General features: G+C 68.3%; 18 protein-coding genes. 13 read left to right on the top strand and 5 right to left on the bottom strand.

Going from position 1 to position 26,171, the window contains the following annotated elements; translation table 11 throughout:
* The 4 genes from U858_RS0118085 to U858_RS0118070 form a co-directional block, all read right to left on the bottom strand.
* The coding region (locus U858_RS0118085; protein WP_025138560.1) for an efflux RND transporter permease subunit at positions 1-2,666 on the bottom strand (2,666 nt) is incomplete at its 3' end.
* Positions 2,663-5,740: a multidrug efflux RND transporter permease subunit gene (locus tag U858_RS0118080; protein ID WP_025138559.1), complete on the bottom strand. Its 3,078-nt coding sequence runs from the start codon at positions 5,738-5,740 to the stop codon at positions 2,663-2,665. The genes U858_RS0118080 and U858_RS0118085, both read right to left, overlap by 4 nt.
* Positions 5,741-5,758: 18 nt before the next feature.
* Positions 5,759-6,958, bottom strand: coding sequence for an efflux RND transporter periplasmic adaptor subunit (locus tag U858_RS0118075; RefSeq protein WP_025138558.1), 1,200 nt, complete (start codon positions 6,956-6,958; stop codon positions 5,759-5,761).
* Positions 6,959-7,049: 91 nt separating this feature from the next.
* Positions 7,050-7,949 (bottom strand): LysR family transcriptional regulator, encoded by a 900-nt coding sequence (locus U858_RS0118070; protein WP_025138557.1) that lies wholly within the window; start codon positions 7,947-7,949, stop codon positions 7,050-7,052.
* Positions 7,950-8,087: 138 nt separating this feature from the next.
* Between U858_RS0118070 and U858_RS0118065 the strand changes: the two genes are divergently transcribed.
* Together U858_RS0118065 and U858_RS0118060 are read left to right on the top strand one after the other, a co-directional pair.
* Positions 8,088-9,281, top strand: a complete 1,194-nt coding sequence (locus U858_RS0118065) for an FAD-dependent monooxygenase (protein ID WP_025138556.1) — start codon at positions 8,088-8,090, stop codon at positions 9,279-9,281.
* A gap of 60 nt (positions 9,282-9,341) precedes the next feature.
* Complete coding sequence (locus U858_RS0118060) at positions 9,342-10,043, top strand: hypothetical protein (protein ID WP_025138555.1); 702 nt, start codon at positions 9,342-9,344, stop codon at positions 10,041-10,043.
* 84 nt (positions 10,044-10,127) lie between these two features.
* Here U858_RS0118060 and U858_RS0118055 read toward each other — a convergent pair whose 3' ends face one another.
* Positions 10,128-11,390 (bottom strand): NnrS family protein, encoded by a 1,263-nt coding sequence (locus U858_RS0118055; RefSeq protein ID WP_025138554.1) that lies wholly within the window; start codon positions 11,388-11,390, stop codon positions 10,128-10,130.
* A gap of 241 nt (positions 11,391-11,631) precedes the next feature.
* Here U858_RS0118055 and U858_RS0118050 point away from each other — a divergent pair, with 241 nt between their 5' ends.
* The 11 genes from U858_RS0118050 (at position 11,632) to U858_RS0118000 (ending at position 26,161) form a co-directional block, all read left to right on the top strand.
* Positions 11,632-12,891 carry a nitrate/nitrite transporter gene (locus U858_RS0118050; protein ID WP_025138553.1) on the top strand — a complete coding sequence of 420 codons (1,260 nt, stop codon included), beginning with the start codon at positions 11,632-11,634 and terminating at the stop codon, positions 12,889-12,891.
* 19 nt (positions 12,892-12,910) lie between these two features.
* Positions 12,911-14,293 carry a NarK family nitrate/nitrite MFS transporter gene (locus U858_RS0118045; protein WP_025138552.1) on the top strand — a complete coding sequence of 461 codons (1,383 nt, stop codon included), beginning with the start codon at positions 12,911-12,913 and terminating at the stop codon, positions 14,291-14,293.
* Positions 14,294-14,443: 150 nt separating this feature from the next.
* Entirely contained in the window at positions 14,444-18,199 is a 3,756-nt protein-coding gene (locus U858_RS0118040) for a nitrate reductase subunit alpha (protein ID WP_025138551.1), read from the top strand.
* The gene (narH, locus tag U858_RS0118035) at positions 18,196-19,761 is read left to right on the top strand and encodes a nitrate reductase subunit beta (protein ID WP_025138550.1); all 1,566 of its coding nucleotides are present in this window, start codon (positions 18,196-18,198) and stop codon (positions 19,759-19,761) included. Before U858_RS0118040 ends, narH begins: the two co-directional genes overlap by 4 nt.
* A 15-nt stretch (positions 19,762-19,776) precedes the next feature.
* Positions 19,777-20,424 carry a nitrate reductase molybdenum cofactor assembly chaperone gene (gene narJ, locus U858_RS0118030; RefSeq protein ID WP_025138549.1) on the top strand — a complete coding sequence of 216 codons (648 nt, stop codon included), beginning with the start codon at positions 19,777-19,779 and terminating at the stop codon, positions 20,422-20,424.
* A 28-nt stretch (positions 20,425-20,452) separates the two neighbouring features.
* Positions 20,453-21,136: a respiratory nitrate reductase subunit gamma gene (gene narI / locus U858_RS0118025; RefSeq protein WP_025138548.1), complete on the top strand. Its 684-nt coding sequence runs from the start codon at positions 20,453-20,455 to the stop codon at positions 21,134-21,136.
* 24 nt (positions 21,137-21,160) lie between these two features.
* Positions 21,161-21,979, top strand: coding sequence for a peptidylprolyl isomerase (locus U858_RS0118020; RefSeq protein ID WP_025138547.1), 819 nt, complete (start codon positions 21,161-21,163; stop codon positions 21,977-21,979).
* Positions 21,976-23,001 carry a GTP 3',8-cyclase MoaA gene (gene moaA / locus U858_RS0118015; protein WP_025138546.1) on the top strand — a complete coding sequence of 342 codons (1,026 nt, stop codon included), beginning with the start codon at positions 21,976-21,978 and terminating at the stop codon, positions 22,999-23,001. The genes U858_RS0118020 and moaA overlap by 4 nt, the downstream gene beginning before the upstream one ends.
* A 15-nt stretch (positions 23,002-23,016) precedes the next feature.
* Positions 23,017-23,676, top strand: coding sequence for a carbonic anhydrase (locus U858_RS0118010; RefSeq protein ID WP_025138545.1), 660 nt, complete (start codon positions 23,017-23,019; stop codon positions 23,674-23,676).
* Positions 23,673-24,170, top strand: coding sequence for a molybdopterin-guanine dinucleotide biosynthesis protein B (gene mobB, locus U858_RS0118005; protein WP_025138544.1), 498 nt, complete (start codon positions 23,673-23,675; stop codon positions 24,168-24,170). The genes U858_RS0118010 and mobB overlap by 4 nt, the downstream gene beginning before the upstream one ends.
* Before the next feature lie 53 nt (positions 24,171-24,223).
* Positions 24,224-26,161, top strand: coding sequence for a type IV pili methyl-accepting chemotaxis transducer N-terminal domain-containing protein (locus tag U858_RS0118000; RefSeq protein ID WP_025138543.1), 1,938 nt, complete (start codon positions 24,224-24,226; stop codon positions 26,159-26,161).
* Positions 26,162-26,171 lie beyond the last annotated feature (10 nt).

The following is a 26,171-nucleotide window of genomic DNA, read 5'->3' as shown; positions in this document are numbered from 1 at the left end:
CCGGCCGACGGCAGGGTCGACAGGATGGTCAGCGGGTGCAGCGGGCTTTCGTACAGGATGCCCAGCACCAGGTAGATGGCCACCAGTACGCCCAGGATCAGCCACGGCTGGTCCTGCAGGCTCTGCTGGAAGCTGCGGGCGTCGCCGCCCAGGCGGGTCTGGATGTGGGCGGGCACCATCAGCTTGGCCATGGCGGCGTCGATGGCGGCCAGGCCTTGCTGCAGCGACACGCCTTCGGCCAGCGAGAAGCCCACGCCCACGGCGGCAAACAGGCCGTCGTGAAAGACGCGGTCGTTGACCAGGCCGTGTTCATAGGTGGCGAAAGCCGTGAGCGGCACGCGGCTGCCGTCGGCGGCCACGACCTGCACGCGTTCCAGTACCTCGGGGTCTTCGGTGTAGCGCGGGTCCAGTTCCAGCACCACGCGGTACTGGTTCATGGGGTCGTACAGGGTGGCGACCTGGCGCTGGCTGAACGAATTGCTGAGCACGCTGCTGATCGTCTGCATGTCCACGCCCAGGCGCTGGGCGGCGCTGCGGTCGATGTGGATGACCACCTGCTGGGTGGCGGCGTCGCCGACGGCGTCGACGTCGCGCAGTTCGGGAATGTCCTGCATGGCGCGGGAAATGCGGCGCGACCATTGCCGCAGGGCGGGCACGTCGCTGGCCATGATGGCCAGTTCGTGGTCGCCGGAATTGCCGAAGCCGCCGGGCATGCGCAGGTCCTGGTCGACGTTCAGGAAGAACATGCCGCCGGGTACGGGCGGGGCGTTGGCACGCAGCCAGTTGATGACCTGGGCCGACGATTCGCCGCGCTCGGCAGCGGGTTTGAGGCGGATGAGAAACAGCGAATTGCTGATGCCCAGGCTGCCGCCGTTGTAGCCGATGACGTCCTGCACGGCCGGGTGCCGCAACACCAGTTGCCGGTAGACGTCGATTTTCGGTTGCATGACCTGGAACGAGAAGCCGTCGTCGCCGCGCACGAAGCCCACGAGCTGGCCGGTGTCCTGCTGCGGCAGGAAGCCCTTGGGCGCCTGGGCATACAGATAGACGTTCAGGCCGACCACGGCGGCCAGCAGCAGCAAGGTCAGGCGGGCGTGGCCCAGCACGCGCGCCAGCGAGACGCCGTACCAGTGATGCATGCGGGCAAAGACGGCGCGCAGGCGCGAGGGGCGGCCGGTATCGGCGGGGGGTGGCGCGGGCCGCAGCCAGCGCGCGCACAGGCTGGGGATGATGGCCACCGATACCACCAGCGAGATCACGATGGCGGCGACCAGGGTGATGGAGAACTCGCGGAACAGGCGCTCCACCAGGCCGCCCATGAACAGGATCGACACGAACACCACCGACAGCGCCAGCGTCATGGCGACCAGGGTGAAGCCCACTTCGCGCACGCCGCGCAGCGCGGCCTGGCGCGGGGCCAGCCCGCGTTCCAGGTGGCGGGTGATGTTTTCCAGCACCACGATGGCGTCGTCGACCACCAGGCCGGCCGCCACGATCAGCGCCATCAGCGACAGGTTGTTCAGCGAGAAGCCCCACAGGTACATGACGGCGAAGGTGGCGACCAGGCACACGGGAATCGCGACGCTGGGAATGGCGGCGGCGCGCGCGCTGCCCAGGAACAGCCACACCACCAGGATCACCAGGCCCACGGCCAGGGCCAGGGTGATGTGGGCTTCGCGCAGGGTGGCGTGGATGCCGGGGGATCGGTCCAGCACCACGGTCAGGTCGACGTCGGCTGGCATCAGCGCGCGCAGGCCGGGCAGGGCCTGGTTGATGGCGGCGATGGTCTCGATGATGTTGGCGCCGGGCTGGCGGCTGATGGTCAGGACGACCGACGGGTTCTGGTTGTGAAAGCCGCTGCTGTAGCGGTTCTCGACCGAATCACTGACCTGGGCGACCTGCGCCAGGCGGGTGGTGGCGCCGTCCCGGTGGCGCACGATCAGGCCGTTGTAGTCGTGGGCGGTGCGCGGCTGGCCGGGCGTGCCGACTTCCCAGCGCTGGCCGGGCGAGTCCAGTTGACCCTGCGGGCCCATGGGGGCGGCGTTGGCAATCGCCTGGCGCAGGTCGTCCAGGGCGATGCCGTAGTGGGCCAGCGCGTTGGGATTGACCTGCACGCGCACGGCGGGCAAGGAACTGCCGCCCAGGGTTACTTCGCCCACGCCGACGACCTGCGAGATCTTCTGCGCCAGCACGGTGGCGCCCAGGTCATAAAGCTGGCCGGCGGGCCGGGTGGCCGAGCTGAGCGCCAGCGCCATGATGGGCGCCTGCGATGGGTTGATCTTGCGGTAGGTGGGGTTGCCGGGCATGCCGGACGGCAGCTCGGCGCGGGCCGCGTTGATGGCGGCCTGCACGTCGCGCGCGGCTTCGTTGATGTTGCGGTCCAGCGCGAACTGCAGCAGCACGCGGGTGGCGCCCTGGTTGCTGGACGAGCTCATGGCGCTGACGCCGGCAATGGCGCCCAGCGCGCGCTCCAGCGGTGCGGCCACGGTGCTGGCCATGCTCTCGGGGCTGGCGCCGGGCAGCTCGGCCCGCACTTCGATGGTGGGAAAATCCACCTGCGGCAGCGGCGCCACGGGCAGCAGGCGCCAGGCCACGGCGCCCAGCAAGGTCAGGGCCACCGCCAGGAAGATGCAGGCGATGGGCCGGTGCAGCAGCGCGCGGATCATGGCGCCGGCCGGTCCGTGGCAGCCGGGGCGGCGGTCTGGCGGCGTTGACCCAGGCGATGGAAGAACAGGTAGACGGCGGGGGTGGTGAACAGCGTCAGCACCTGGCTGACCAAGAGGCCGCCCACCATCACCCAGCCCAGCGGCTGGCGCAGTTCCGCACCCGACCCGGTGGCCAGCATCAGCGGCAGGGCGCCGAACAGCGCGGCCAGCGTGGTCATCAGAATCGGCCGCAGGCGCAGCAGCGCGGCTTCGCGGATAGCGGCCTGCGGCGCCAGGCCGCGGCTGCGTTCGGCTTCCAGCGCGAAGTCCACCATCATGATGCCGTTCTTCTTGACCAGGCCGATCAGCAGGATGATGCCGATGACGGCGATCAGGTCCAGCGGCCGGCCGGTCAACAGCAGCGCCAGCAGCGCGCCCACGGTGGCGGACGGCAGCGTCGACAGGATGGTGATCGGGTGGATGGCGCTTTCATAGAGCATGCCCAGCACCAGGTACATGGTGACCACGGCGGCCAGCATCAGCCACAAGGTGTTGGACAGGGAGGCCTGGAAGGCCGATGCCGCGCCTTGCAGCCGCAGTTCGACGCTGGGCGGCATGGCGATGTCCTGCCGCGCGGCCTCGATGGCGGCGATGGCCTCGCCCAGCGAGCCGCCCGGCGGCAGGTTGAACGATAGGTTGACGGCCGGAAACTGCGACAGGTGGTTCACCGCCAGCGGCACCGCGCGTTCGCTGACGCTGGCCAGCGCCGACAGCGGAATGGCCTGGCCGTCCTTGCTTTGCAGGTGGATGCGTTCGAGCGCGTCGGGGCTGGCGGCCAGGCGGCGGTCCACTTCCAGCACCACGCGGTACTGGTTCGACTGCGTGAACAGCGTGGCGACCTGGCGCTGGCCGAAGGCGCTGTACAGCGCCTGCGCCACGTCGTCCAGCGTCACGCCCAGGCGGGCGGCGGCGTCGCGCGACACGTCCAGGTAGGCCTGGCGGCCATCGCCCTGCAGGTCGGACGAGATGTCGGCCAATTGCGGCGCGGCAGCCAGGCGCTGGGTCAGCGCGGCGCTCCAGCGGGCCAGCAGCGCGCTGTCGGGCGAGGTCAGCGTGAACTGGTACTGGCCGCGGCTGACGCGGTCTTCGATGTTCAGTTCCTGCACCGGTTGCAGGAACAGGGATATGCCCTGCACCTGGCGCGCCCGCGCGTCCAGCCGCGCCATGATGTCGGCCAGCGGCGCGCTGCGCTCGCTCCAGGGTTTCAGGTTGACCAGCAGGCGGCCGGTGTTCAGCGTGGGGTTCATGCCGTCGATGCCGATGAAGGACGACAGGCTGGCCACGTCGGGGTCGCCCAGCAGGCTTTGCGCCAGCGCCTGCTGGCGCCGCGACATGGCCTCGAACGAGGTGCTTTGCGCGGACTGGGTCACCCCTTGCAGCACGCCGCCGTCCTGCACCGGGAAAAAGCCCTTGGGCACGGCCAGGTACAACAGCCCCGTCAGCACGACCGTGGCCAGCATGGCCAGCAGGGTCAGGCGCTGGTGGCGCAGGGTGGCGTCGAGCCAGCCGGCATAGCGTTCCTGCAGACGGTCCAGCAGGCCGGGCGGGCGTTCGGCGTGCGCGGGCAAGAGGCGCGCGCACATCATCGGCGTCAGCGTCAGGGACACGGCCAGCGATATCAGGATGGCCACGGCCAGCGTGATGGCGAACTCGCGAAACAGGCGGCCGACCACGTCTTCCATGAACAGCAGTGGAATCAGCACGGCGATCAGCGACAGGGTCAGGGACACCAGGGTGAAGCCGATCTGCCCGGCGCCCTTGAGCGCAGCCGACATCGGGCTGTGGCCCTGTTCACGATAGCGGGCGATGTTCTCGAGCATGACGATGGCGTCGTCCACCACGAAGCCGGCGCCGATGGTCAGCGCCATCAGCGTCAGGTTGTTGGTGGAAAACCCCGCCAGGTGCATGAAACCGAACGTGCCGATCAGCGACAGCGGCACGGCCAGGCTGGGGATCAGCGTGGCCGGCAGGTTGCGCAGGAACAGGAAGGTGACCAGCACCACCAGGCCCACGGCAAAGGCCAGTTCCCATTGAACCCCCCGTACGGATGCGCGGATGCTCTCGGTACGGTCGGTCAGGATGCGCACCTGCACGGCGGCGGGCAGGCTCGCAGTCAGTTGCGGCAGCAGGGCCTTGACCTGGTCGGCCACGGCGATGACGTTGGCGCCCGGCTGGCGCTGGATGTTCACCAGTACGGCGGGCTGGCGGTCGACCCAGGCGGCCAGGTAGCGGTCTTCGGCGCCGTCTTCCACCGTGGCCACGTCGCCCAGGCGCACCGGCGCGCCGTTGCGCCAGGCCACGATCAGGTCGCGGTATTCCTGGGCGCTTTGCAATTGGTCGTTGGCGTCCATGATGACCGAGCGCACCGGGCCGTCGAAGCTGCCTTTGGGTTGGTTGGAGTTGGCCTTGGCGATCGTGTCGCGCAGGTCCGACAGTTGCAGCCCGCGCGCGGCCAGCGCCATCGGGTTGGCCTGCACCCTGACCGCGGGCCGTTGGCCGCCCGCCAGGCTGACCATGCCCACGCCGGACAGCTGCGCCAGGCGTTGGGTCATGCGGGTGTCGACCAGGTCGTACACCTGCGGCAGCGGCACCGAATCAGACGTGACGGCCAGCGTCAGGATGGGCACGTCGGCCGGGTTGACCTTGCGGTACACCGGCGGGGTGGGCAGGTCGTTGGGCAGCAGCGAGCCGCTGGCGCTGATGGCGGCCTGCACTTCCTGTTCGGCCACGCCCAGCGACACGTCCAGCGAGAACTGCAGCGTGATGACCGAGATGCCGCTGCCGCTGGACGACGACATCTGCTTCAAGCCGGGAATCTGGCCAAAGCGGCGTTCCAGCGGCGCGGTGACGGCGCGGGCCGTCACGTCGGGGCTGGCGCCGGGGTAGGGCGTGGTGACCTGGATGATGGGGTAGTCCACCTGCGGCAGCGCCGCCACGGGCAGCAGGCGCCAGGCCAGGATGCCCGACAGCAGCAGCGCGATCATCAGGAACGACGTGGCGACCGGGCGCAGGATGAAGGGGCGGGACAGGCTCATGGTGGGGGGCGTCTCGCGTTAGCTCTGGGCGTCCACGACCTGCACGCCGCGGCCGTCGTGCAGGCGGTCCACACCTTCGACCACCACGCGCTCGGCGGGCGCCAGGCCCGACACGACGGTGACGCGGCCGGCGTTGGCGCGGCCCAGTGTCAGTTCGCGGCGGGTGGCTTTCAGGTCATCGTCGATGACGTAGACAAAGGCGCCTTCGGTGCCGTATTGCACCGCGGCCGTGGGAATGGACAGCACGTCTTCGTGCTGCGCCAGGGCCAGCCGGATGTTGACGAACTGGTTGGGGAACAGCGATTCGTCGGCGTTCTCGAACAGGGCGCGCAGCTTGACGGTACCGCTGGCGGCCTGCACCCGGTTGTCCAGCGCTTGCAGCGTGCCTTCGGCAAGCAGGCGCCGGTCGTCGGCGTCCCAGGCTTGCACCCGCAGCACCGTGCCGTCGGCGCGCGCCTGGGCCTGCGCTTGCCGCAGCAGGTCCAGCCGGGTTTCCGAAATGGCGAACAGCGCCGAGATCGGCCGCATCTGCACCAGGGTGGTCAGGCCATCGGTATCGGTGGCGCGCACGTGGTTGCCGGCGTCGACGCGGCGCAGGCCGATGCGGCCGTCCTGCGGCGCGGTGATGCGGGTCTGCTCCAGCAGGCGGCGGGCATCGGCCACGCGGGCGGCCAGGCGCTGGCGCTGGGCGGCATAGCTGCGCGCCTGAGCCTCGGCGGTGTCCAGCTGCTGGCCCGCCACGGCTTCCTGGCGGGCCAGGGTGCGGTAGCGGTCCAGGTCAATGCGGGCGTTGTGCAGCAGCGCATCGGTATGGGCCAATTCACCTTCGGCCGCAGCCAGGGCGGCCTGGTAGGGGCGCGGGTCGATCTCGGCCAGCAGTTGGCCGCGCTGCACCGCCTGGCCCTCGGTGTAGTGCAGCTGCTGCAACTGGCCGTCGACCTGGCTGCGCAAGACCACCTGCGCCAGCGGGGTGATGGTGCCCAGGGCATGCAGGTCCAGCGGCAGCGGGCCGCTGCGCGCGGCGGCGACGCTGACGGCCACGGGCTGCTGGTCGTAATTGGGGATGGCGGGGGCGCCTGGGCCGGGCGACATGTAGCGCCACACGCCCCAGGCGGCCAGCGCGATCACGCTCAGGGCGGCGGCCAGCGCCTTGGCGCGGCGTTTTCCAGGCGGGGAGTGTCGGGGGGAAACAGGGCCCGCGGGCAGGGGCAGGGACATCGGTACTGCCAGGGTTCAGGGGTTGGGGACAGTTCGTGATTCTATCTGAATAATAATTATTAGCGTTTTCGAATCAGCAAGCTGTCAGGTTTCAGGGGGAAAGGCGCGATTGCATGAATTCCAGCAAGGCGCGCACGCGCGCGGTCACCGAGTGGCGGTGGGTGTACACGCCCAGCAGTTGCAGCGGGGCGGGCCGCAGGTCCAGCGGCACTTCCTGCAAGCGGCCTGCCGCCAGATCGTCCTGGCACGACATGGCCGCCAGAATGGCAAAGCCGATGCCCTGGCGGGCGCCGGCCAACGCCAATTCCCCGCTGTTGACCCGGTAGCGGCTGCGCACCGGCACTTTCACGATGCCGCCGGCACCGTCGTCGAACTGCCAGGGTTGGCCCTTGAGCGCGCTGAGCGTGGTGATGCAGGGCAACGCTTTCAGCTGGCGCACGTGGCGGGGCGTGCCAGTCCTGGCGAGCAGGGCCGGGGCCGCAACCACGAGGCTGGGCAGCGTGACCAGGTCGCGGGTGATGAGCGCGCTGTCTTCCAGGCGGCCGCGGTGGAACACGATGGACAGGTCCACGTCTTCGCGCAGCGCGTCGATGCCCGTCAGGCGGGTATCGCATTCCAGCTCGATGGCGGGGTGCAGATCGCAGAACTCGGCCAGGATGGGGGCGAGCAGCCGCGGCGCCTCGCCGGGCATGCACATCTTCAGCGGGCCGCGCAGTTCGCGCCGCACGGCGCCCAGTTCCTCTTCCGTGCTGGCCAGCGCATCGAGCAGGGGCTTGGCGCGTTGGTACAGCAATTGGCCGGCCTCGGTCATGCGCAGGTGGCGCGTGCTGCGTTCCAGCAACCGGGCGCCCAGCTTTTTTTCCAGCGTGGCCACGTGCCGGCTGACGTTGGACGAGGGCATCGACAGCAGGCGCGCGGCCCCCGCGAAACTCTGTTCGTCGACGACAGCGGCGTAGACGCGCACGGCATTCAGATCCATGGCCTGTCGCATGATTATCCTGAATAAGGTAAGAAACGATCCTATTTTTGCATGCTAGTTATCGCATCTGGCGCAATCTACGATGCCGTCTCGTTTCGAATCTGGTCCCCCCACAGGCGGTGGACGGCAACATTCCAAGGAGTCTTCAACATGGACATCGGCATCGTGGGCGGCGGCGTGGCGGGCTTGAGCGTCGCGCTTTCCCTGCAACGACTGGGGCACCGTCCCAAGGTCTACGAGCGCGGCGACGGGCCGGCCACCATGGGGGCCGGCGTCACGCTGTGGCCCAACGCCGGTCTGGTGCTGGACGAGCTGGGGGTGTTGCGCGACATCGCCAGGCTCGGGGGGCGGCCGGTGGCGATGCGCCGACTGGATTCGGCGGGCCAGCCGCTGGGCGGCATCGATATCGGGCTGCTGGACCGATTGATGGGCTATCCCACCCATACGATCCTGCGGCGCGATTTGCTGGCCGTACTGCTGGACCACGCTGCCAGGGCCGGGATCGACGTCCTGTATGGCCATCGCGCAACGGAGATCGAATTGGACGACGGCGGCAGGGCCGTGGCCACGTTCGACAACGGCGTGCGCATTCGGCCCGACCTGCTCATCGGCGCCGATGGCCGCATGGGTTCGGTCGCGCGCCGCTTCGTGGCGGGCGACAACGCGCCGGTGTATCAGGGCTTCGTGAACTGGATCGGCGTTGCGTCGGACGCCGGCGCATTGGTGGACGATATGGCCATCCAGGACTACTGGGGCGTGGGCGAGCGCTTCGGTCTGGTGCCGGTCCGGCGCGACCTGGTGTATTGGGCTGCCGCCCAGGCGCGGCCCAATACACCAGGTCCCGCCGAGGCCGGGGCGGCGGATCTGCGCGCCGACGTGCAACGCCTTTTTGGCCAATGGGCGGGGCCGATCCCCCGGATCATCCAGGCCACGCCCACGGCGGCCTTGCGGCTGATTGCCGTGCATGACCTGGAGCCGCTACCCGTCTGGAGCCGGGCCAACGTGCTGCTGGTGGGCGATGCGGCGCATGCGCCGTTGCCCACGTCGGGGCAAGGCGCCTGCCAGGCGTTGGAAGATGCCTGGCACCTGGCGCGTTGCCTGGAAGATGCCGGCGCCACCCTGGACGCCGCGCTGCAGCGTTTCACTCGAATTCGGGGGCCCAAGACCGCGCAGTTGACGCAACAGGCGCGCGGGTATGCGCAGGCCCTGTTCATCACGGATCCCGACGTGTGCCGGAGCCGTAACCAGCAGGTCCTGGCGGCCGACCCGGTGCAGCAGGTGCAAGCCATGGCCGCAGGGTGGGCGCAGGGGCTGGAATCGGCAAGCGTTCGCACGCAGGGATAAAATGCCGTCCAATCATGCCGTGGCGCGCTGTGCGCCGCATTCATCGAACAGGTTTCAGCCATGTCACAACAATCCCCCGAAGCGCTCGCGCTCGAACTGGACGCCGCGCGCGCCAAGCTGCGCCTGTGGCGCGAGGTGGAACCCGCGTACCAGAAGCAGTTCGAAGACGTGCTGGCGCCCCTGGAATCGGCCGCGCTGGAACTGAAGGCCAAGCTGGTGCTGTGCTTTGACCACGCCTGCAAGCAGAAAGAGCTGACCCGCGCTGAGCGTGAGTTGGCCTCGGAACTGGTGCAGCAACTGGGGCAAGAGACGCTGGCGGCCATCGTGCTGGACGGCACGCCCGCCGACTGCGACGTGGACCGGCTCAAGGCCGTGTACTTGAAGCACAGCGGGTCGGACTTCGATGCCGAGGTGGCTGATGAGCTGGCCGAAATCCAGGCCCACGCAGTGACGCTGGCGCTGGCGGTGCCGGCCGAACCCGATCCGGGCCCGGACCTGGCGGCGCAACTGGCGGCGGTGCGGCGTGAACTGCTGGCGGTCGAAGAGCACTTCGCGGCCCGCTTTCACTTCGATCCGGATCAGGACATCGACCCGGCCGAGCTGATGGAAGACCTGGCCGCCGAGATCGAAGACGCCGAGGAATACATCGGCGAACTGGAATTCGAGCTGACGCAGTTCGTGGACATGCAGCAGGTCAAGGCCTGGCTGAAGGCCATGAAGAAGCAGCTGGACGCGAACAAGCGGCGCGACGGCCGCGCGTAATTTGGTCGGGGCCTTGGCGGACCAAGACGCTCAAGACGCTCAGGGCGCTGAAGGTGCTCCAGGCGCTCAAGGCGCTCGGGGCGTTCAACGCGCCTGCCGCGGCCCCGCCGGCACGATGCGCGTCATCGGCGCCGCGCCCTTGGCCGGCGCGTCAAAGCGCGGCCGCACCATCCAGGGCGTGAAGCGCCACAGATACAGCCCGAACGCCAGCGCCCAGGCGCCAGCCGACGCGTGCAGCAGCCCTAGCGCGCCCGCGGTGGGCAGCAGGGCGGCCAGGCGCAGCAGCGCCGCCAGGATCACCAGCGCATAGCTCAGCACCATGCTGCGGTCGGTGCGCAGCGGCCGGCCCAGGTGGCCCAGCGCGGTGCGCGTGGCCATGCCCAGGATCAGCACCGAAAAGCCGGCCACGCCAATGACGTGCGCGGGCCAGGCGGGCCGCAGCACATAGCCGGCCAGTTGCGCCGCGCCCACCAGCAGGCCGATGCCCAGGCCGGCATAACCGGCGTACAGAATCCACAGCAAGGGCACGCGGCGCGCGGCCCAGGGCTTCCAGGCCAGCCATTGCGCCAGCGCAATCAGGCCCGTGGCCGCCAGCAGCAGCGCAGCCAGGCGCGGGGCACCCGCGAGCAGGCAGGCGATGGCCAGCACGCCCGTGGCCAGTTGCCAATGGCCGCTGCGGGTATGCGGGGGAATGTCCAGGCCGGCGACGGCGCGCTTGGCAAAGAAGGGGATCACGCGCCGCGCGATCAGCAGGGTCAGCACCGCCATGCTCAGCAGGCCGGCATTGAAATAGCGCATCAGCGCCAGGTAGTCGCCGGCCAGGGCCGCGCGCACATACAGCACGTGGGCGGCGGCCAGCGCCACCAGCAGCAGCGGCACGCCATAATTGCGGCGGTTGCGCGTGACCCAGACCGAACGGCCCAGCGCCGCGGCGCCCCACAGGAAGAACAACAGATCGGCGCCCGCGGCGACGTAGAGCGCCGCCGTGCCCGGCGCCAGGTAGGCTGCGCGCGCCACCAGCCAGACGCCGCACAGCAGCGCCAGCGGCAGGCCGCGCAGGGGATTCTTGCCGGTCCAGTTGGCGCCCGCCGTCAGCAGAAAGCCCACCGCGATGGTGGCGACAAAGCCCCACAGCATTTCGTGGGCGTGCCACGGCATGGCGGTCAACAGGCCCGTCAGCCGGGCGGGCGCGAACACCCATAGCAGTACGGATACCAGCGCCCAGGCGCAACCGGCCAGGTACAGCGGGCGAAAGCCCATTTCCGTGAAGGCGCGCCAGTCGGGCGCCGGCGAACGATTCTGGTCGCGGGGCGCAGCGGGTTCTTCCAGGGTCAGCAAGGGGTTCATGGGGTCTCCGCCCGTCGTGGCCGCCATGGCGGCGATAAACATGCATTTCAAATACATATTAATACCGTCGGCCGGCCGCGGGCCAGTGCGCCGGGTTGATCCAGCGCAAACGCGGCCGCTTCCCAGGGGTGACTAGTCACAACGGCAGGGGGTGTTTGGTCGGGTGGGCAATGGTGGGCCGCGCCCGGCATGCCTACGCTGGGTGCAGTCGTATCCGAGTGCACAACAAGCGAGAATCACCATGGCATCAACTCACCCCTCGGCCAGCGCGCCCATGCGGGTCCTGGTATCCAGCACCTTCGCCTTCACCATCTGTTTTGCGGTGTGGATGATCTTTGCGGTGCTGGGCATTCCCATCAAGGCCCAGCTGGGCCTGTCTGAAACCGAATTCGGCCTGCTGGCCGCCATGCCGGTGCTGACCGGTTCACTGGTGCGCGTGCCGCTGGGCATCTGGACCGACCGCTACGGCGGCCGGCCTGTGTTCTTCGTGCTGATGCTGCTGGCGGTGGTGCCGATCTGGCTGCTGTCGTACGCCACGCAGTACTGGCAGTTCCTGGTGCTGGCGCTGTTCGTGGGCCTGACCGGCGGGTCGTTCTCCGTTGGCACGCCCTATGTGGCGCGCTGGTTTCCCCGCAGCAAGCAGGGCCTGGCCATGGGCGTGTTCGGCGCCGGCAATTCGGGTTCGGCCATCACCAAGTTCGTGGCGCCTGCGCTGATCGCGGCCGCGGGCGGCGCCTGGGTGATCGTGCCGCAGGTATATGCCGTGGCGCTGCTGGTGACGGCGATCCTGTTCTGGCTGTTCTCGGCATCGGACCCCTCGCACCGCGTGGCGGGCGGGGCCAGCCTGTCGGCCCAGTTCGCCATGCTGAAGGACCCGCGGGTGTGGCGCTACTGCCAGTACTACTCGGTGGTGTTCGGCGGCTACGTGGCGCTGGCGCTGTGGATGACCAAGTACTACATCGGTGAATACGGCTTCGACATGAAGCTGGCGGCGCTGCTGGCGGCCTGCTTTTCCCTGCCGGGCGGCGTGCTGCGCGCGCTGGGCGGCTGGATCTCTGACCGCTACGGCGCCTACAAGACCACCTGGTGGGTGATGTGGGTGTGCTGGGTGGCGTTCTTCATCCTGAGCTATCCGCAGACCCATTTCACTGTGCTGACCACCGGCGGCCCGCGCCAGTTCGACATCGCCCTGGGCCCCACCAGCTTCACCGTGCTGCTGTTCGTGGTGGGCATCGCCATGGCGATCGGCAAGGCCTCGGTCTTCAAGTTCATCTCGGATGAGTTCAGCGACAACATCGGCGCCGTGTCCGGCATCGTCGGCCTGGCCGGCGGCCTGGGCGGCTTCGTGCTGCCGATCCTGTTCGGCGTGCTGCTGGACCTGACCGGCGTGCGCTCCAGCGCCTTCATGCTGCTGTACGGCACGGTCTGCGTCTCGCTCATCTTCATGCATTTCAGTTTCCGGCCCGAAAGCGCCGCCATCGCCCGGCGGCAAGCCGCCTGACCCCTGATCGGAGAACCCTATGTCTACCCATGTCCTGGCGCGCTGGGAGCCGGAAAACCCCGGCTTCTGGAAACAGACCGGCGCGCGCATCGCCAATCGCAACCTGTGGATCTCGATTCCCGCGCTGATGCTGGCGTTCAGCATCTGGATGCTCTGGAGCGTGGTGGTCGTCAACCTGGACCGCGCCGGCTTCATGCTGTCCAAGAACCAGCTGTTCTGGCTGACCGCGCTGCCCGCCTTGTCGGGCGCCACGCTGCGCATCTTCTATTCGTTCCTGGTGCCGGTGTTCGGCGGCCGCAAGTGGACGGCGATCTCCACCGCCTCGCTGCTGATTCCGGCGCTGGGCATGGGGTTTGCGCTGCGCGACCCGACCACCTCGTTTCCCACCTTGCTGATCCTGGCGCTGCTGTGCGGCCTGGGCGGCGGCAATTTCAGTTCCAGCATGGCCAATATCAGCTTTTTCTTTCCCAAGGAAAAGAAGGGCCTGGCGACCGGGCTGAACGCCGGCATCGGCAACCTGGGTGTGTCGCTGGCGCAGTTCGTGGTGCCGGTGGTGATCTCGGTGGGCATGTTCGGCGCGCTTGGCGGCGATCCGCAGACGGTGGCGGGCGACACGCCGCGCAGCCTGTGGCTGCAGAACGCCGGCTTCATCTGGGTCCTGCCCATCGCGCTGGCGTCCCTGGCCGCGTGGTTCGGCATGAACGACATCGCCGATGCGCGTGCGTCGTTTGCCGACCAGGCCGTGATCTTCAAGCGCAAGCACAACTGGCTGATGTGCTGGCTGTACGTGGGCACCTTCGGCTCGTTCATCGGCTTTTCGGCGGGCTTCGCCATGCTGACCAAGACCTTGTTCCCGCAGGTCGACCCCATGACCTATGCCTTCCTGGGGCCGCTGGTCGGCTCGCTGACCCGGCCGGTGGGCGGTTGGGTGTCCGACAAGCTGGGTGGCGCGCGGGTCACGTTGTTCACCTTCGCCGGCATGATCGCCGCCGTGCTGGGCGTGATGGCGTTCCTGCCGGTGCACGGGCAGGGCGGTGACTTCAACGGCTTTCTGGCCATGTTCATCGTGCTGTTCGCGCTGACCGGCGTGGGCAACGGGTCCACCTTCCGCATGATTCCCGTGATTTTCCTGCGTGAGCGCACCCAGGCCGCGCAAGGCAAGGGGGCGGCCGCCCAGAAGCAGGCGCTGACGGACGCGGCGCGTGAATCCGCGGCAGTGCTGGGCTTTTCCGGCGCGATCGGCGCCTACGGCGGCTTTTTCATCCCGCGCAGCTTCGGCACCTCGCTGGAGATGACGGGCGGGGCGCAGGCCGCGCTCTATTGCTTCATCGGCTTTTACGCCACCTGCATGGTGATCACCTGGTGGTACTACGCGCGCCGTAATGCGCCGGTGCCCTGCTGAAGCGCCGGACTGGCCGGGGTGACTAGTCACTCTGCCGCGCCCGGCCTATGCCACTGGCGAATGGTCGCCCGCCGGGCCCGCGCCTAAAGTGGTCTGGACAGCACTGATTGCAGTACGCGCCGGCAAACCCGGCGCCCTTGGAGAACCATAATGAGTCATTTTCTGGACCGGTTGAAGTTCATGTCGCGGGTGAAATCCACCTTCGCGGACGGTCACGGCGAGCTGGTCAATGAAGACCGCAAGTGGGAAAACGCCTATCGCGCCCGCTGGCAGCACGACAAGGTGGTGCGCTCGACCCACGGCGTGAACTGCACGGGCTCGTGCTCGTGGAAGGTATACGTCAAGAATGGCCTGATCACCTGGGAAACCCAGCAGACCGACTACCCGCGCACGCGGCCCGACCTGCCCAACCACGAGCCGCGCGGCTGTCCGCGGGGCGCGTCCTACAGCTGGTACGTCTATTCCGCCCAGCGCGTGAAGTACCCGATGATGCGCGGCCGCCTGATGGAAATGTGGCGCGAGGCCCGCAAGACCATGGACCCGATCGCGGCCTGGGAATGGATCAGCCAGGACCCCGTGCGCGCCAAGCGCTACAAGTCGGTTCGCGGCCTGGGCGGTTTCGTGCGCACCGACTGGGACACGGCGATGGAAATGATCGCCGCCGCCAACGCCTACACCATCAAGCAATTCGGCCCTGACCGCCTGATCGGCTTTTCGCCGATTCCCGCCATGTCGATGGTCAGCTACGCCGCCGGGGCCCGCTACCTGAGCCTGCTGGGCGGCGCGTGTCTCAGCTTCTACGACTGGTATTGCGACCTGCCGCCGGCCAGCCCGCAGGTCTGGGGCGAGCAGACCGACGTGCCCGAATCGGCCGATTGGTACAACTCGACCTACCTGATGGTGTGGGGCTCGAACGTGCCGCAGACGCGCACCCCCGACGCCCACTTCTACACCGAGGTTCGCTACAAGGGCACCAAGACGGTGGCGGTATCCAGCGACTTCGGCGAAATGGTCAAGTTCGGCGACATCTGGCTGGCGCCCAAGCAGGGCACCGACGCCGCGCTGGCCATGGCCATGGGCCACGTCATCCTGAAGGAATTCCACCTGTCGGGCGCCTCGGCCTATTTCCGCGACTACGTGCGCCGCTACACCGACATGCCCATGCTGGTGCTGCTGCAGGAACGCGACGGCTTCTACGCGCCCGACCACTTCCTGCGCGCCTCGCACCTGGACGGCGCGCTGGGCGAACAGAACAACCCCGACTGGAAGACCCTGGTCATCGATGCCGCCAGCGGCGACCTGGTGGCGCCCAACGGCAGCATCGGTTTCCGCTGGGGCGAGGGCGCGGTCAACGGCGGCGAGAAGGTCGGCCGCTGGAACCTGGAATCGCGCGACGGCGGCAGCGGCCGCGAGATCGAACCGGTACTCAGCCTGATCGACCGGGCCGATGCCGTGGTGGGCGTGGGCTTTCCGTACTTCGGCGCCGAACACGACGATCTGATGGTGCGCAACGTGCCGGCCCGCCGCATCCGCCTGGCGGACGGCAGCGAGGCCCTGGTGGCCAGCGTGTACGACCTGCAGATGGCCAACTACGGCCTGGACCGCGGCCTGGGCGGCGGCAATGTCGCCACGTCGTATGACGATGACGTGCCCTACACCCCGGCCTGGCAGGAAAAGCACACCGGCGTGCCGCGCGCGCAGGTGATCCAGGTGGCGCGCGAGTTCGCGCAGAACGCGCACGACACCGAAGGCAAGTCGATGGTGATCGTGGGCGCCGGCCTGAACCACTGGTACCACATGGACATGATCTACCGCGGCATCATCAACATGCTGATGATGTGCGGCTGCGTGGGCAAGAGCGGCGGCGGCTGGGCGCACTACGTGGGCCAGGAAAAGCTGCGGCCGCAGTTCGGCTGGGCACCGCTGGCGTTCGCGTCCGACTGGGTGCGCCCGCCGCGCCAGATGAACGGCACCTCGTTCTTCTACGCCCACACCAGCCAATGGCGCCACGAAAAGCTGCACGTGCAGGAAGTGCTGGGCCCCACCGCCGACCGCGGCCGCTATGGCGACCTGAGCATGATCGACCTGAACGCCCGCGCCGAGCGCATGGGCTGGCTGCCGTCGGCGCCGCAGCTGCGCACCAATCCACTGGACCTGACCGACCAGGCCGCGGCCGCCGGCAAGGACCCGGTGGCCTTCGCCGCGGAACAGCTCAAGTCCGGCGCGCTGAAAATGTCGTGCGAAAACCCCGACGATCCCGCCAACTTCCCACGCAACATGTTCGTGTGGCGCTCGAACATCCTGGGTTCCAGCGGCAAGGGCCACGAGTACTTCCTGAAGTACCTGCTGGGCACGCAGAACGCCGTCTTCGGCGACGAGGGCGACGCGATCCGGCCGACCGAGGTCACCTATGAAGAAGACGCGGCCGAAGGCAAGCTGGACCTGCTGACGGTGCTGGATTTCCGCATGAGCACCACCTGCCTGTACGGCGACATCGTGCTGCCCACCGCCACCTGGTACGAGAAAGACGATCTGAACACGTCGGACATGCACCCGTTCATCCACCCGTTGAGCGAAGCGGTGCAGCCGCTGTGGGAAAGCAAGACCGACTGGGAAATCTACAAGCTGCTCGCCAAGAAGTTCAGCGACATCGGCGGCCCCTACCTGGGCAAGCGCCGCGACCTGGTGCTGACCCCGCTGATGCACGACACCCCGGGCGAACTGGGCCAGGCCTTCGAACCCAAGGATTGGAAGCTGGGCCAGTGCGACCTGGTGCCGGGCAAGACGGCGCCCAACATGACAGTGGTGGAACGCGACTACAACGACATCTACCGCAAGTTCACGTCGGTGGGCCCGCTGCTGGACAAGCTGGGCAACGGCGGCAAGGGCATCAACTGGAACACCGAGCACGAAGTGCACGAACTGGGCGGCATCAATGACAACGTGGCCGAGGCGGGCGTGAGCCAGGGCCGGCCGCGGCTGGACACCGCCATCGACGCGGCCGAGATGATTCTGACCTTTGCCCCCGAGACCAACGGCCACGTGTCGGTCAAGGCCTGGGAAGCGCTGGGCAAGATCACCGGGCGCGACCACACCCACCTGGCCGTGGGCCGCGAGCACGACAAGATCCGCTTTCGCGACATCCAGGCGCAGCCGCGCAAGATCATTTCGGCGCCCACCTGGTCGGGCCTGGAAAGCGAAGAGGTCAGCTACAACGCCGGCTACACCAACGTGCACGAACTGATCCCATGGCGCACCATTACCGGCCGCCAGCAGTTCTACCAGGACCACCGTTGGATGCTGGATTTCGGCGAAGGCCTGTGCGTGTACAAGCCCGCCATCGACACCAAGACCATCGCGCCGATGCTGGGCCGCTACCCCAACGGTGAAAAGGAACTGGTGCTGAACTGGCTGACGCCGCACCAGAAGTGGGGCATCCACAGCACCTATTCCGACAACCTGCGCATGCTGACGCTCAGTCGCGGTGGCCCCCACGTGTGGGTGTCCGAGACCGAGGCCAAGCAGGCCGGGTTGGTCGACAACGACTGGGTCGAGGTCTTCAACGTCAACGGCACGCTGACCGCCCGCGTGGTGGTCAGCCAGCGCGTGCCGGTGGGCATGTGCCTGATGTACCACGCCCAGGAAAAGATCGTGAACGTGCCGGGCGCGGAAACCAGCGGCAAGCGCGGCGGCATCCATAACTCGGTCACGCGCACGGTGCTCAAGCCCACGCACATGATCGGCGGCTACGCGCAGCAGGCCTACGGCTTCAATTACTACGGCACCGTGGGCGCCAACCGCGACGAATTCGTGGTGCTGCGCAAGATGAAGAAAGTGGACTGGATGGAAGGCCCGCTGGTGGAAGACCCCGCCGCCGCAACGCAACTGGAAGAGAAGCAATCATGAGGATACGCGCCCAAATCGGCATGGTGCTGAACCTGGACAAGTGCATCGGCTGCCACACTTGCTCGGTCACCTGCAAGAACGTCTGGACCAGCCGCGACGGCGTCGAATACGCCTGGTTCAACAACGTCGAAACCAAGCCCGGCATCGGCTATCCCAAGGAATGGGAAAACCAGGAAAAGTGGAAGGGCGGCTGGAAGCGCACCGCGGCCGGCAAGCTGGAACCGCGCCAGGGCGGCAAGCTGCGCATCCTGGCCAACCTGTTCGCCAACCCCAACCTGCCGCAGATCGACGACTACTACGAACCCTTCACCTTCGACTATGAGCACCTGAAGAACGCGCCCCTGTCGCAGACGCCGCCCACCGCGCGCCCGGTGTCGGTGCTGACCGGCAAGAAGATGGACAAGATCGTCTGGGGCCCGAACTGGGAAGACGACCTGGGCGGCGAATTCGCCGCGCGCAGCCGCGACGCGCTGTTCGAAGGCGTGCAGAAAGAGATGTACTCGACCTTCGAGAACACCTTCATGATGTACCTGCCGCGCCTGTGCGAGCACTGCCTGAACCCGGCCTGTGTCGCCAGCTGCCCGTCGGGCTCGATCTACAAGCGCGAAGACGACGGCATCGTGCTGGTCGACCAGGACAAATGCCGCGGCTGGCGCATGTGCATCTCGGGCTGCCCGTACAAGAAGATCTACTACAACTGGCACAGCGGCAAGGCCGAGAAGTGCACCTTCTGCTATCCGCGCATCGAAGCGGGCCAGCCCACCGTGTGTTCGGAGACCTGCGTGGGCCGCATCCGCTACCTGGGCGTGCTGCTGTACGACGCCGACCAGATCGAACGCGCCGCCGCCGTGGGCGATGAACAGGACCTGTACGAATCGCAGCTGGGCCTGTTCCTGGACCCGCATTCGCCCGAGGTGATCGCCGCCGCGCGCGAACAGGGCATTCCCGAATCGTGGCTGGAAGCCGCGCGCCAGTCGCCGGTCTACAAGATGGCTGTGGAGTGGCGCGTCGCCTTCCCGCTGCACCCCGAATACCGCACCTTGCCGATGGTCTGGTACATCCCGCCGCTGTCGCCCATCCAGACGGCGGCCGAAGCCGGCCAGATGCCGCAGCGCACGCTGGGCAAGAGCGCCATGATTCCCGATGTGGCCAGCCTGCGCATTCCGGTGCGCTACCTGGCCAACCTGCTGACCGCCGGCAAGGAAGCGCCGGTCTTGCAGGCACTGGAACGCATGCTGGCCATGCGCGCCTACAAGCGGTCGGAAACCGTGCACGGCGAACGTGACACCGCATTGCTGGAACAGGTGGGCCTGACGGAGGCCACCGTGCAGGACATGTACCGCATCATGGCGATCGCCAACTACGAAGACCGCTTCGTGGTGCCCAGCAGCCACAAGGAAATCGTCGAAGACAGCTTCAACGAGAAGGGCAGCTGCGGCTTCACCTTCGGCAACGGCTGCTCGGGCGGGGTGTCGGAAGGCACGCTGTTCGGCCGCAAGCCCCAGGGCAGCGAGATCTTCATCGACATGCCCAAGTCGCGCAAGAAGGCCGCCACGGCCTGACCCAGGAGAAACGCCATGAAACTCTATCACCTGCTTTCCGCGCTGCTCTGCTACCCCGAACAGGACCTGGTGGATGCGCTGCCCGAACTCGAAGAGCGGCTGGCCGCCTACCCGGACGCCGAGGAGACCCTGCAACCGCTGGTTGCCCATCTGGCCAGCCACGACCTGATCGCCCTGCAGGAAACCTACGTCGCCACCTTCGACCGCAACCGGGCGCATTCGCTGCACCTGTTCGAACACGTGCACGGCGAAAGCCGCGACCGCGGCCAGGCCATGGTCGACCTGCTGGATACCTACCGCGGCCATGGCTTCGAGCCGGTGGTGTCCGAACTGCCGGACCACGTGCCGCTGTTCCTGGAATTCCTGGGCGTGATCGACCCGGCCGTGGCGCAGGACCTGCTGGACGAGGCCATCCACGTGCTGGCGGCGGTGGGCGCGCGCCTGGCCCGCAGCGAAAGCCCCTATGCCAGCGTGTTCGCCGTGCTGCGCGGCCTGTCGCGGGTGACGCCGCGCGAACAGACCGCGCCGCCGGTGCGCGACATGGACGAGGCGATGGAAACCTTCGGCGCCGGTCCCGATGGCGTCGAGCCGCTCTTGCGGCCGTTCTCGGGCGATGGCGCGCAGGCGGTGCGGTTCTATCCGCGCGCGCCCGCCGCCCATTGAATCCCCGTCTTTTCAGGACCCAAGCATCATGAATTCCCTGAATCAGTTCCTCTTCGGCATCTACCCCTACATCGCGCTGACGGTGTTCCTGCTCGGCAGCCTGGCGCGCTTCGAACGCGAGCAATACACCTGGAAGACGGACAGCTCGCAGCTGCTGCACCGCGGCCAGTTGCGGCTGGGCAATATCCTTTTCCACATCGGCATCCTGGGGCTGTTCTTCGGCCACCTGGCGGGCCTGTTGACGCCCGTGGCGGTGTGGGACTGGCTGGGCGTGTCGCACACGCTCAAGCAGACGGTGGCCATGGTGGCCGGCGGCGTCATGGGCGGGCTGTGCCTGATCGGCCTGTTGATCCTGATCCACCGCCGCCTGAGCGACCCGCGCATCCGCAAGACCACTCGCCCTGGCGACAAGCTGCTGTTGCTGTGGATTCTGGTGACCCTGCTGCTGGGCCTGTCGACCATTGCGCTGTCGGCCGGCCACATGGACGGCGAGATGATGGTGCGCCTGATGACCTGGGCGCAGCACATCGTGACCCTGCGCGGCGACGCCGCCAGCCACATTGCCGACGTGCCGCTGCTGTTCAAGGCGCACCTGTTCATGGGCCTGACGCTGTTCGTGATCTTTCCCTTCACCCGGCTGGTGCATGTCTGGAGCGGCTTTGCGTCGCTGGGCTACCTGGGCCGCGCCTGGCAACTGGTGCGTCCGCGCTGAGGCGCGTTTTCCAAGGAGCCGGACATGCCTGTGATCGTCAATGGCGTCGAACTGAACGACGCCGAGCTGGAACAAGAACTGCCGCGGCACGCGGATGCCGCCAACCCCATGCGCGCCGCCATCACGGCGCTGGTGCTGCGGCGCGTGCTGCTGGACGAGGCGGCGCGGCAGGGCGTGGATCAAGGGGAGGGCGCGCGGGCGGAGGCAGGTTGCAGTGCAGACCCAAGCCTCACCCCGGACTTGGCCCGCGAGGACGAGATCATCGGCGCCTTGCTGGACCGCCAGGCCCCGACGCCCGAGGCCGACGAGGCCGCCTGCCTGCGCTATTACCAGTCCAACCCGCAGCGCTTCGTGGTGGGCGAACTGATCGAGGCCGACCACATCCTGTTCCAGGTCACGCCGGGCGTGAACCTGGACATGCTGCGCGCCCATGCGGACGCGGTGCTGGCGGACCTGCTGGCCGATCCGTCGCGCTTTGCCGAGGTGGCGCGGCAGCAGTCCAATTGCCCCTCGGCCGCGCTGGGCGGCAACCTGGGGCAGCTGGGGCGCGGCGACACGGTGCCTGAATTCGAAAAGGCGGTGTTCGCCTTGCCGGCCGGCGGCCTGTTGCCGCAGGTGCTGCAAACCCGCCACGGTCTGCATATCGTGCGGGTGACGCGGAGGGTGGAAGGGCGGCGGCTGCCCTTTGACGAGGTGCGCGAGCAGATCGCAGCGGCCTTGTCGGCGCTCAGCCGCGACACGGCCTGGCGCCAGTACGTGAAGCTCCTGGTCGAGCGCGCCGACGTGCGCGGCATCGACCTGGGCGGGGCAGAGGACGACCGCGTCTTCGGGAGCCCGTCATGAACCCGCGACCGGCAAGCGATTCCTCGGGCGCCGCGCCGGCGCCGCAGGGGCTGGTTGACGGTCATGGCCGTCGCATCGACTACCTGCGGGTATCGGTCACCGACCGCTGCGACCTGCGCTGCGGCTACTGCATGCCCAAGGGCTTCAAGGGATTCGAGACGCCCGCCAACTGGCTGCGCCATGACGAAATGGCGCGGCTGGTGGGCCTGTTCGCCGGCCTGGGCGTGAGCAAGGTGCGCCTGACCGGCGGCGAACCCTTGTTGCGCCGCGGCGTGGCGGACCTGGCCGGCGCCATCGCGGCGCTGCCCGGCGTGGCCGACCTGTCGGTGTCCACCAACGGCACCCAGCTGGCGCGCCACGCCCAGGCGTTGCGCGCGGCCGGGGTCCGCCGGCTCAACATCAGCCTGGACACGCTGGACGCAGCCGAATTCACCCGCATCACTGGCCGCGACTGCCTGGACGCGGTGCTGTCCGGCCTGATGGCGGCCCGCGATGCCGGCTTTGCCCCCATCAAGCTCAACAGCGTGGTGCACGCCGCCACGCCCGAGGCCGACGTGCGCCGGCTGCTGGGCTACGCGCTGGCGCAGGGCTTCATCCTGCGCCTGATCGAACCCATGCCCATCGGTGACAGCGGCCGCCGCTACCGCCATGCCGACCTGGGCGCCCTGGGCGCGCGGCTGGCGGCCGACCATGGCCTGGTGCCGGCGCTGGCCGGGCAGGGCGCAGGCCCGGCGCGCTACTGGACGGCGGGCGCCGGGGCGCCGGCCCTGGGCGTCATCACGCCCCTGTCGCGGCACTTCTGCGCCACCTGCAACCGCGTCCGCCTGGGCGTGGACGGCACGCTGTACCTGTGCCTGGGCCAGGAAGACCAGGTGCCGCTGGGCCACCTGCTGCGCGCCGGGGCCAGCGACGCCGAGCTGCAAGCGGCGATCCGGGCCGGCATTGCCGCCAAGCCCGAACGGCACGAATTCACCACCCGGCCCGAGCGCATCGTGCGCTTCATGTCGCAGACGGGAGGGTGAGGCATGGGCCAACGCATGGGCGACATCGAACGGCTGGTCGACGGCTTCCAGCGCTTCCAGCACCAATACTACGAAGCCACCCCGTCGCTGTACCGCAACCTGCGCGACGGCCAGCATCCCAGCACCTTGCTGGTGGGCTGCTGCGATTCGCGGGTCGACCCGGCCATGCTGCTGGGCTGCGACCCCGGCGACATCTTCACCGTGCGCAACGTGGCCAACCTGGTGCCGCCGGCCGACCGCGACCAGGGCCACCACGGCGTGCTGGCCGCGATCCAGTTCGCCGTCGAACAACTGGCGGTCAGCCGGATCATCGTGCTGGGCCACGCGCAATGCGGCGGTATCCGCGCGCTGATGGACCGGCCCGCCCGCAGCGACGGCGACCCCGACTACCTGAACCGCTGGATGGACATCGCCGAACCGGCCCGCCAACGCGTGTTGAGCCAGATGCCCGAGGCGTCCCGCGCCGAGCGGCGGCGGGCCTGCGAGCAGGCGTCCATCCTGATTTCGCTGCGTAACCTGGAAGCCTTGCCCTGCGTGGGGCGGCGGGTGGCGGCGGGCGAGCTGACCTTGCACGGCTGGTATTTCGACCTGGTGGCGGGGGCTTTGCTGGCATACTCGGCGCGGGCGGATGCGTTTCTGCCCATCGTGTGTCCCTTGTTCACGGAGCCAGCATGACCCCTGTATTCGGCATCGCCGGCCGCTCCGGCAGCGGCAAGACCACCCTGATCGAGGCCATGCTGCCGCTCCTGGGCGCAGCCGGGCTGGCGGTCAGCGTCATCAAGCACAGCCACCACGATTTCCAGATGGAGCCGCCCGGCAAAGACAGCGCGCGCTTTCGCCTGGCCGGCGCGCGCGAAGTAATGGTGGCCTCGCCCTTTCGCTACGCCATCGTGCATGAACTGCGCGACGCCCCGGAGCCGTCGCTGGCAGAGCAGGTGGCCCGGCTGGCGCCGGCCGACCTGGTGCTGGTCGAAGGCTTCAAGGCGGCCGACATTCCGCGCATCGAGGTCTACCGGCCGGCGCTGGGCAAGCCGCCGCTGCACGGCGACGACCCCGGCTTCCTGGCGGTGGTGACCGACGCCGAGCTGGACACGGCCTTGCCGTGCCTGCCCCTGAACGATCCGGCGGCGGTGGCCGCGTTCATCCGGCGCACGGTCGGGCGGGACTGAACTACACTGATCGTCTGCGATTTCCCTTGAAAGTCCCTGCAAGTCCCGCTTCCATGCCTCTGTCCGCCACCCCCGCCGATGCCGACGGCCTGCCGTCGTCGCGGCATCGCCTGTCCACCCGCATCATCGCCAGTTCGCTGGTGGCGCTGATCGTGGTGCTCAGCATGGTCAGCTGGACGCTGTGGCTGTCGTGGCAGCTGGAAGGCGCGGGCGCCGCCATCAACGATACCGGCAGCCTGCGCATGCGCGCCAACCGGGTGGCGGTGGAATTGATGCGGCCGCAGGCTGGCCGGCAGGTCCGCACCGACGAACAGCTGCGCCTGATGGACGACACCATCGCCCGGCTGGCGCGCGGCAACCCGGCGCGGCCGCTGTTCATTCCCAACGATCCGGCCATCCGCGAGCAATGGCTGGGCGTGGCCGATTACTGGCGCAGCATCATGCGGCCGGCGGCGGTGCGTGCCATCGAACGCGAAGACGCCGCCGAATATCTGGAAACGCTGCCCGATTTCGTGGCCCGCGCCGACGCCCTGGTGCGCATGATCGAGCAGGACAACGCCGGCAAGACCACGTCGCTGCGGCTGTCGCAGGGGGTGTTGGCGGCGATTGCCAGCGCCGGCACCCTGGCCATGATCTACCTGTTGTACCTGTGGATCATCTCGCCCGTGCTGCGGCTGCGCGACGGCCTGCAGCGCATGGCGGCGCGCGAATTCAGCACCCGCCTGCCGGTCGAAAGCCGCGACGAATTCGGCGTGCTGGCGCGCGGCTTCAACCGCATGGCCGACGAATTGCAGGGCCTGTACACGGGGCTGGAGCAGCGGGTGGGCGAAAAGACCGCCCAGCTGGCCGCGCAGAACCGCGACATCGGCGCGCTGTACGACATGGCCGCCTTCCTGAACCAGCCCAACGAGATCGAGGCCATGTGCCAGGGCTTCCTGCGCCGGGTGATGCTGCAGTTCGACGCCGAAGGCGGCAGCATCCGCGCGCTGGACCCGGACAACGACACACTCAACCTGGTGGTGTCGGTGGGCCTGTCCGAAGACCTGGTCGAATCCGAACACTGCATGCGGGTGGACGACTGCTACTGCGGCGTGGCCACGCGCCAGGCCGGCGTGATCGTCATTCAGGACCTGCGCCAGGCGCCGGCGCCGCAAGACCTGAACTGCCAGCGCGACGGCTTTGCCAGCGTGGCCGTGTTTCGCATCGTGACCCGCGACGAGGTGCTGGGCTCGTATTCGCTGCATTTCCGCAGCCCGCGGCAACTGGCGCCGTCTGAATCGCAGTTGCTGGAAACCCTGGGGCAGCACCTGGGCGTGGCGCTGGACAACCGCCGCCTCTCCGCCCAGGCGCGCCAGCTGGCCGTGGTGCAAGAGCGCGGGCTGGTGGCCCAGGGCCTGCACGACAGCCTGGCGCAGGGGCTGAACTTCCTGAACCTGCAACTGCAATTGCTGGATGCGGCGGTCAAGCGCGGCGACCAGGCCGAGATCGACGAGATCCTGCCGCTGCTGCGCACCGGCGTGGACGAAAGCTACCAGGACGTGCGCGAGCTGTTGACCAATTTCCGCAGCAAGCTGGGCCAGGGCGATCTGCGCGACGCCATGCAGGACACGGTGGAACGCTTTCGCCGCCAGACCGGCCTGTCCATCACCTTGGCGTTCGAGCAGGGCGAGGGCGCGCCGCTGCCGCCCGAGCAGCAATTGCAGGTGCTGTTCATCCTGCAGGAAGCGCTGTCCAACGTGCGCAAGCATTCCGAGGCCGACCGGGTCGAGATCCGCGTGCACAACGCGCGCGATTTCAGCCTGGACATCATCGACAACGGCCAGGGCTACGACCCGGCCGAAGTGGCGCGCCGCGGCGAGGCCCACGTGGGCCTGCACATCATGCGCGAACGCGCCGCGCGCATGCACGCCACGATTAACATGCAATCCCGTCCCGGCCACGGCACGCACATCGCGCTGCTGCTGCCCGGCGCCGAACGCCAGGCCGCCTGACCCCATCAAG

Origin of the sequence: Achromobacter sp. DH1f (assembly GCF_000633435.1) — a bacterium.
GTDB classification, from domain to species: Bacteria; Pseudomonadota; Gammaproteobacteria; order Burkholderiales; family Burkholderiaceae_B; genus Achromobacter; species Achromobacter deleyi.
Note: the sequence above shows the minus strand (reverse complement) of the source record. Positions and strands in the feature narration are given on the sequence as shown.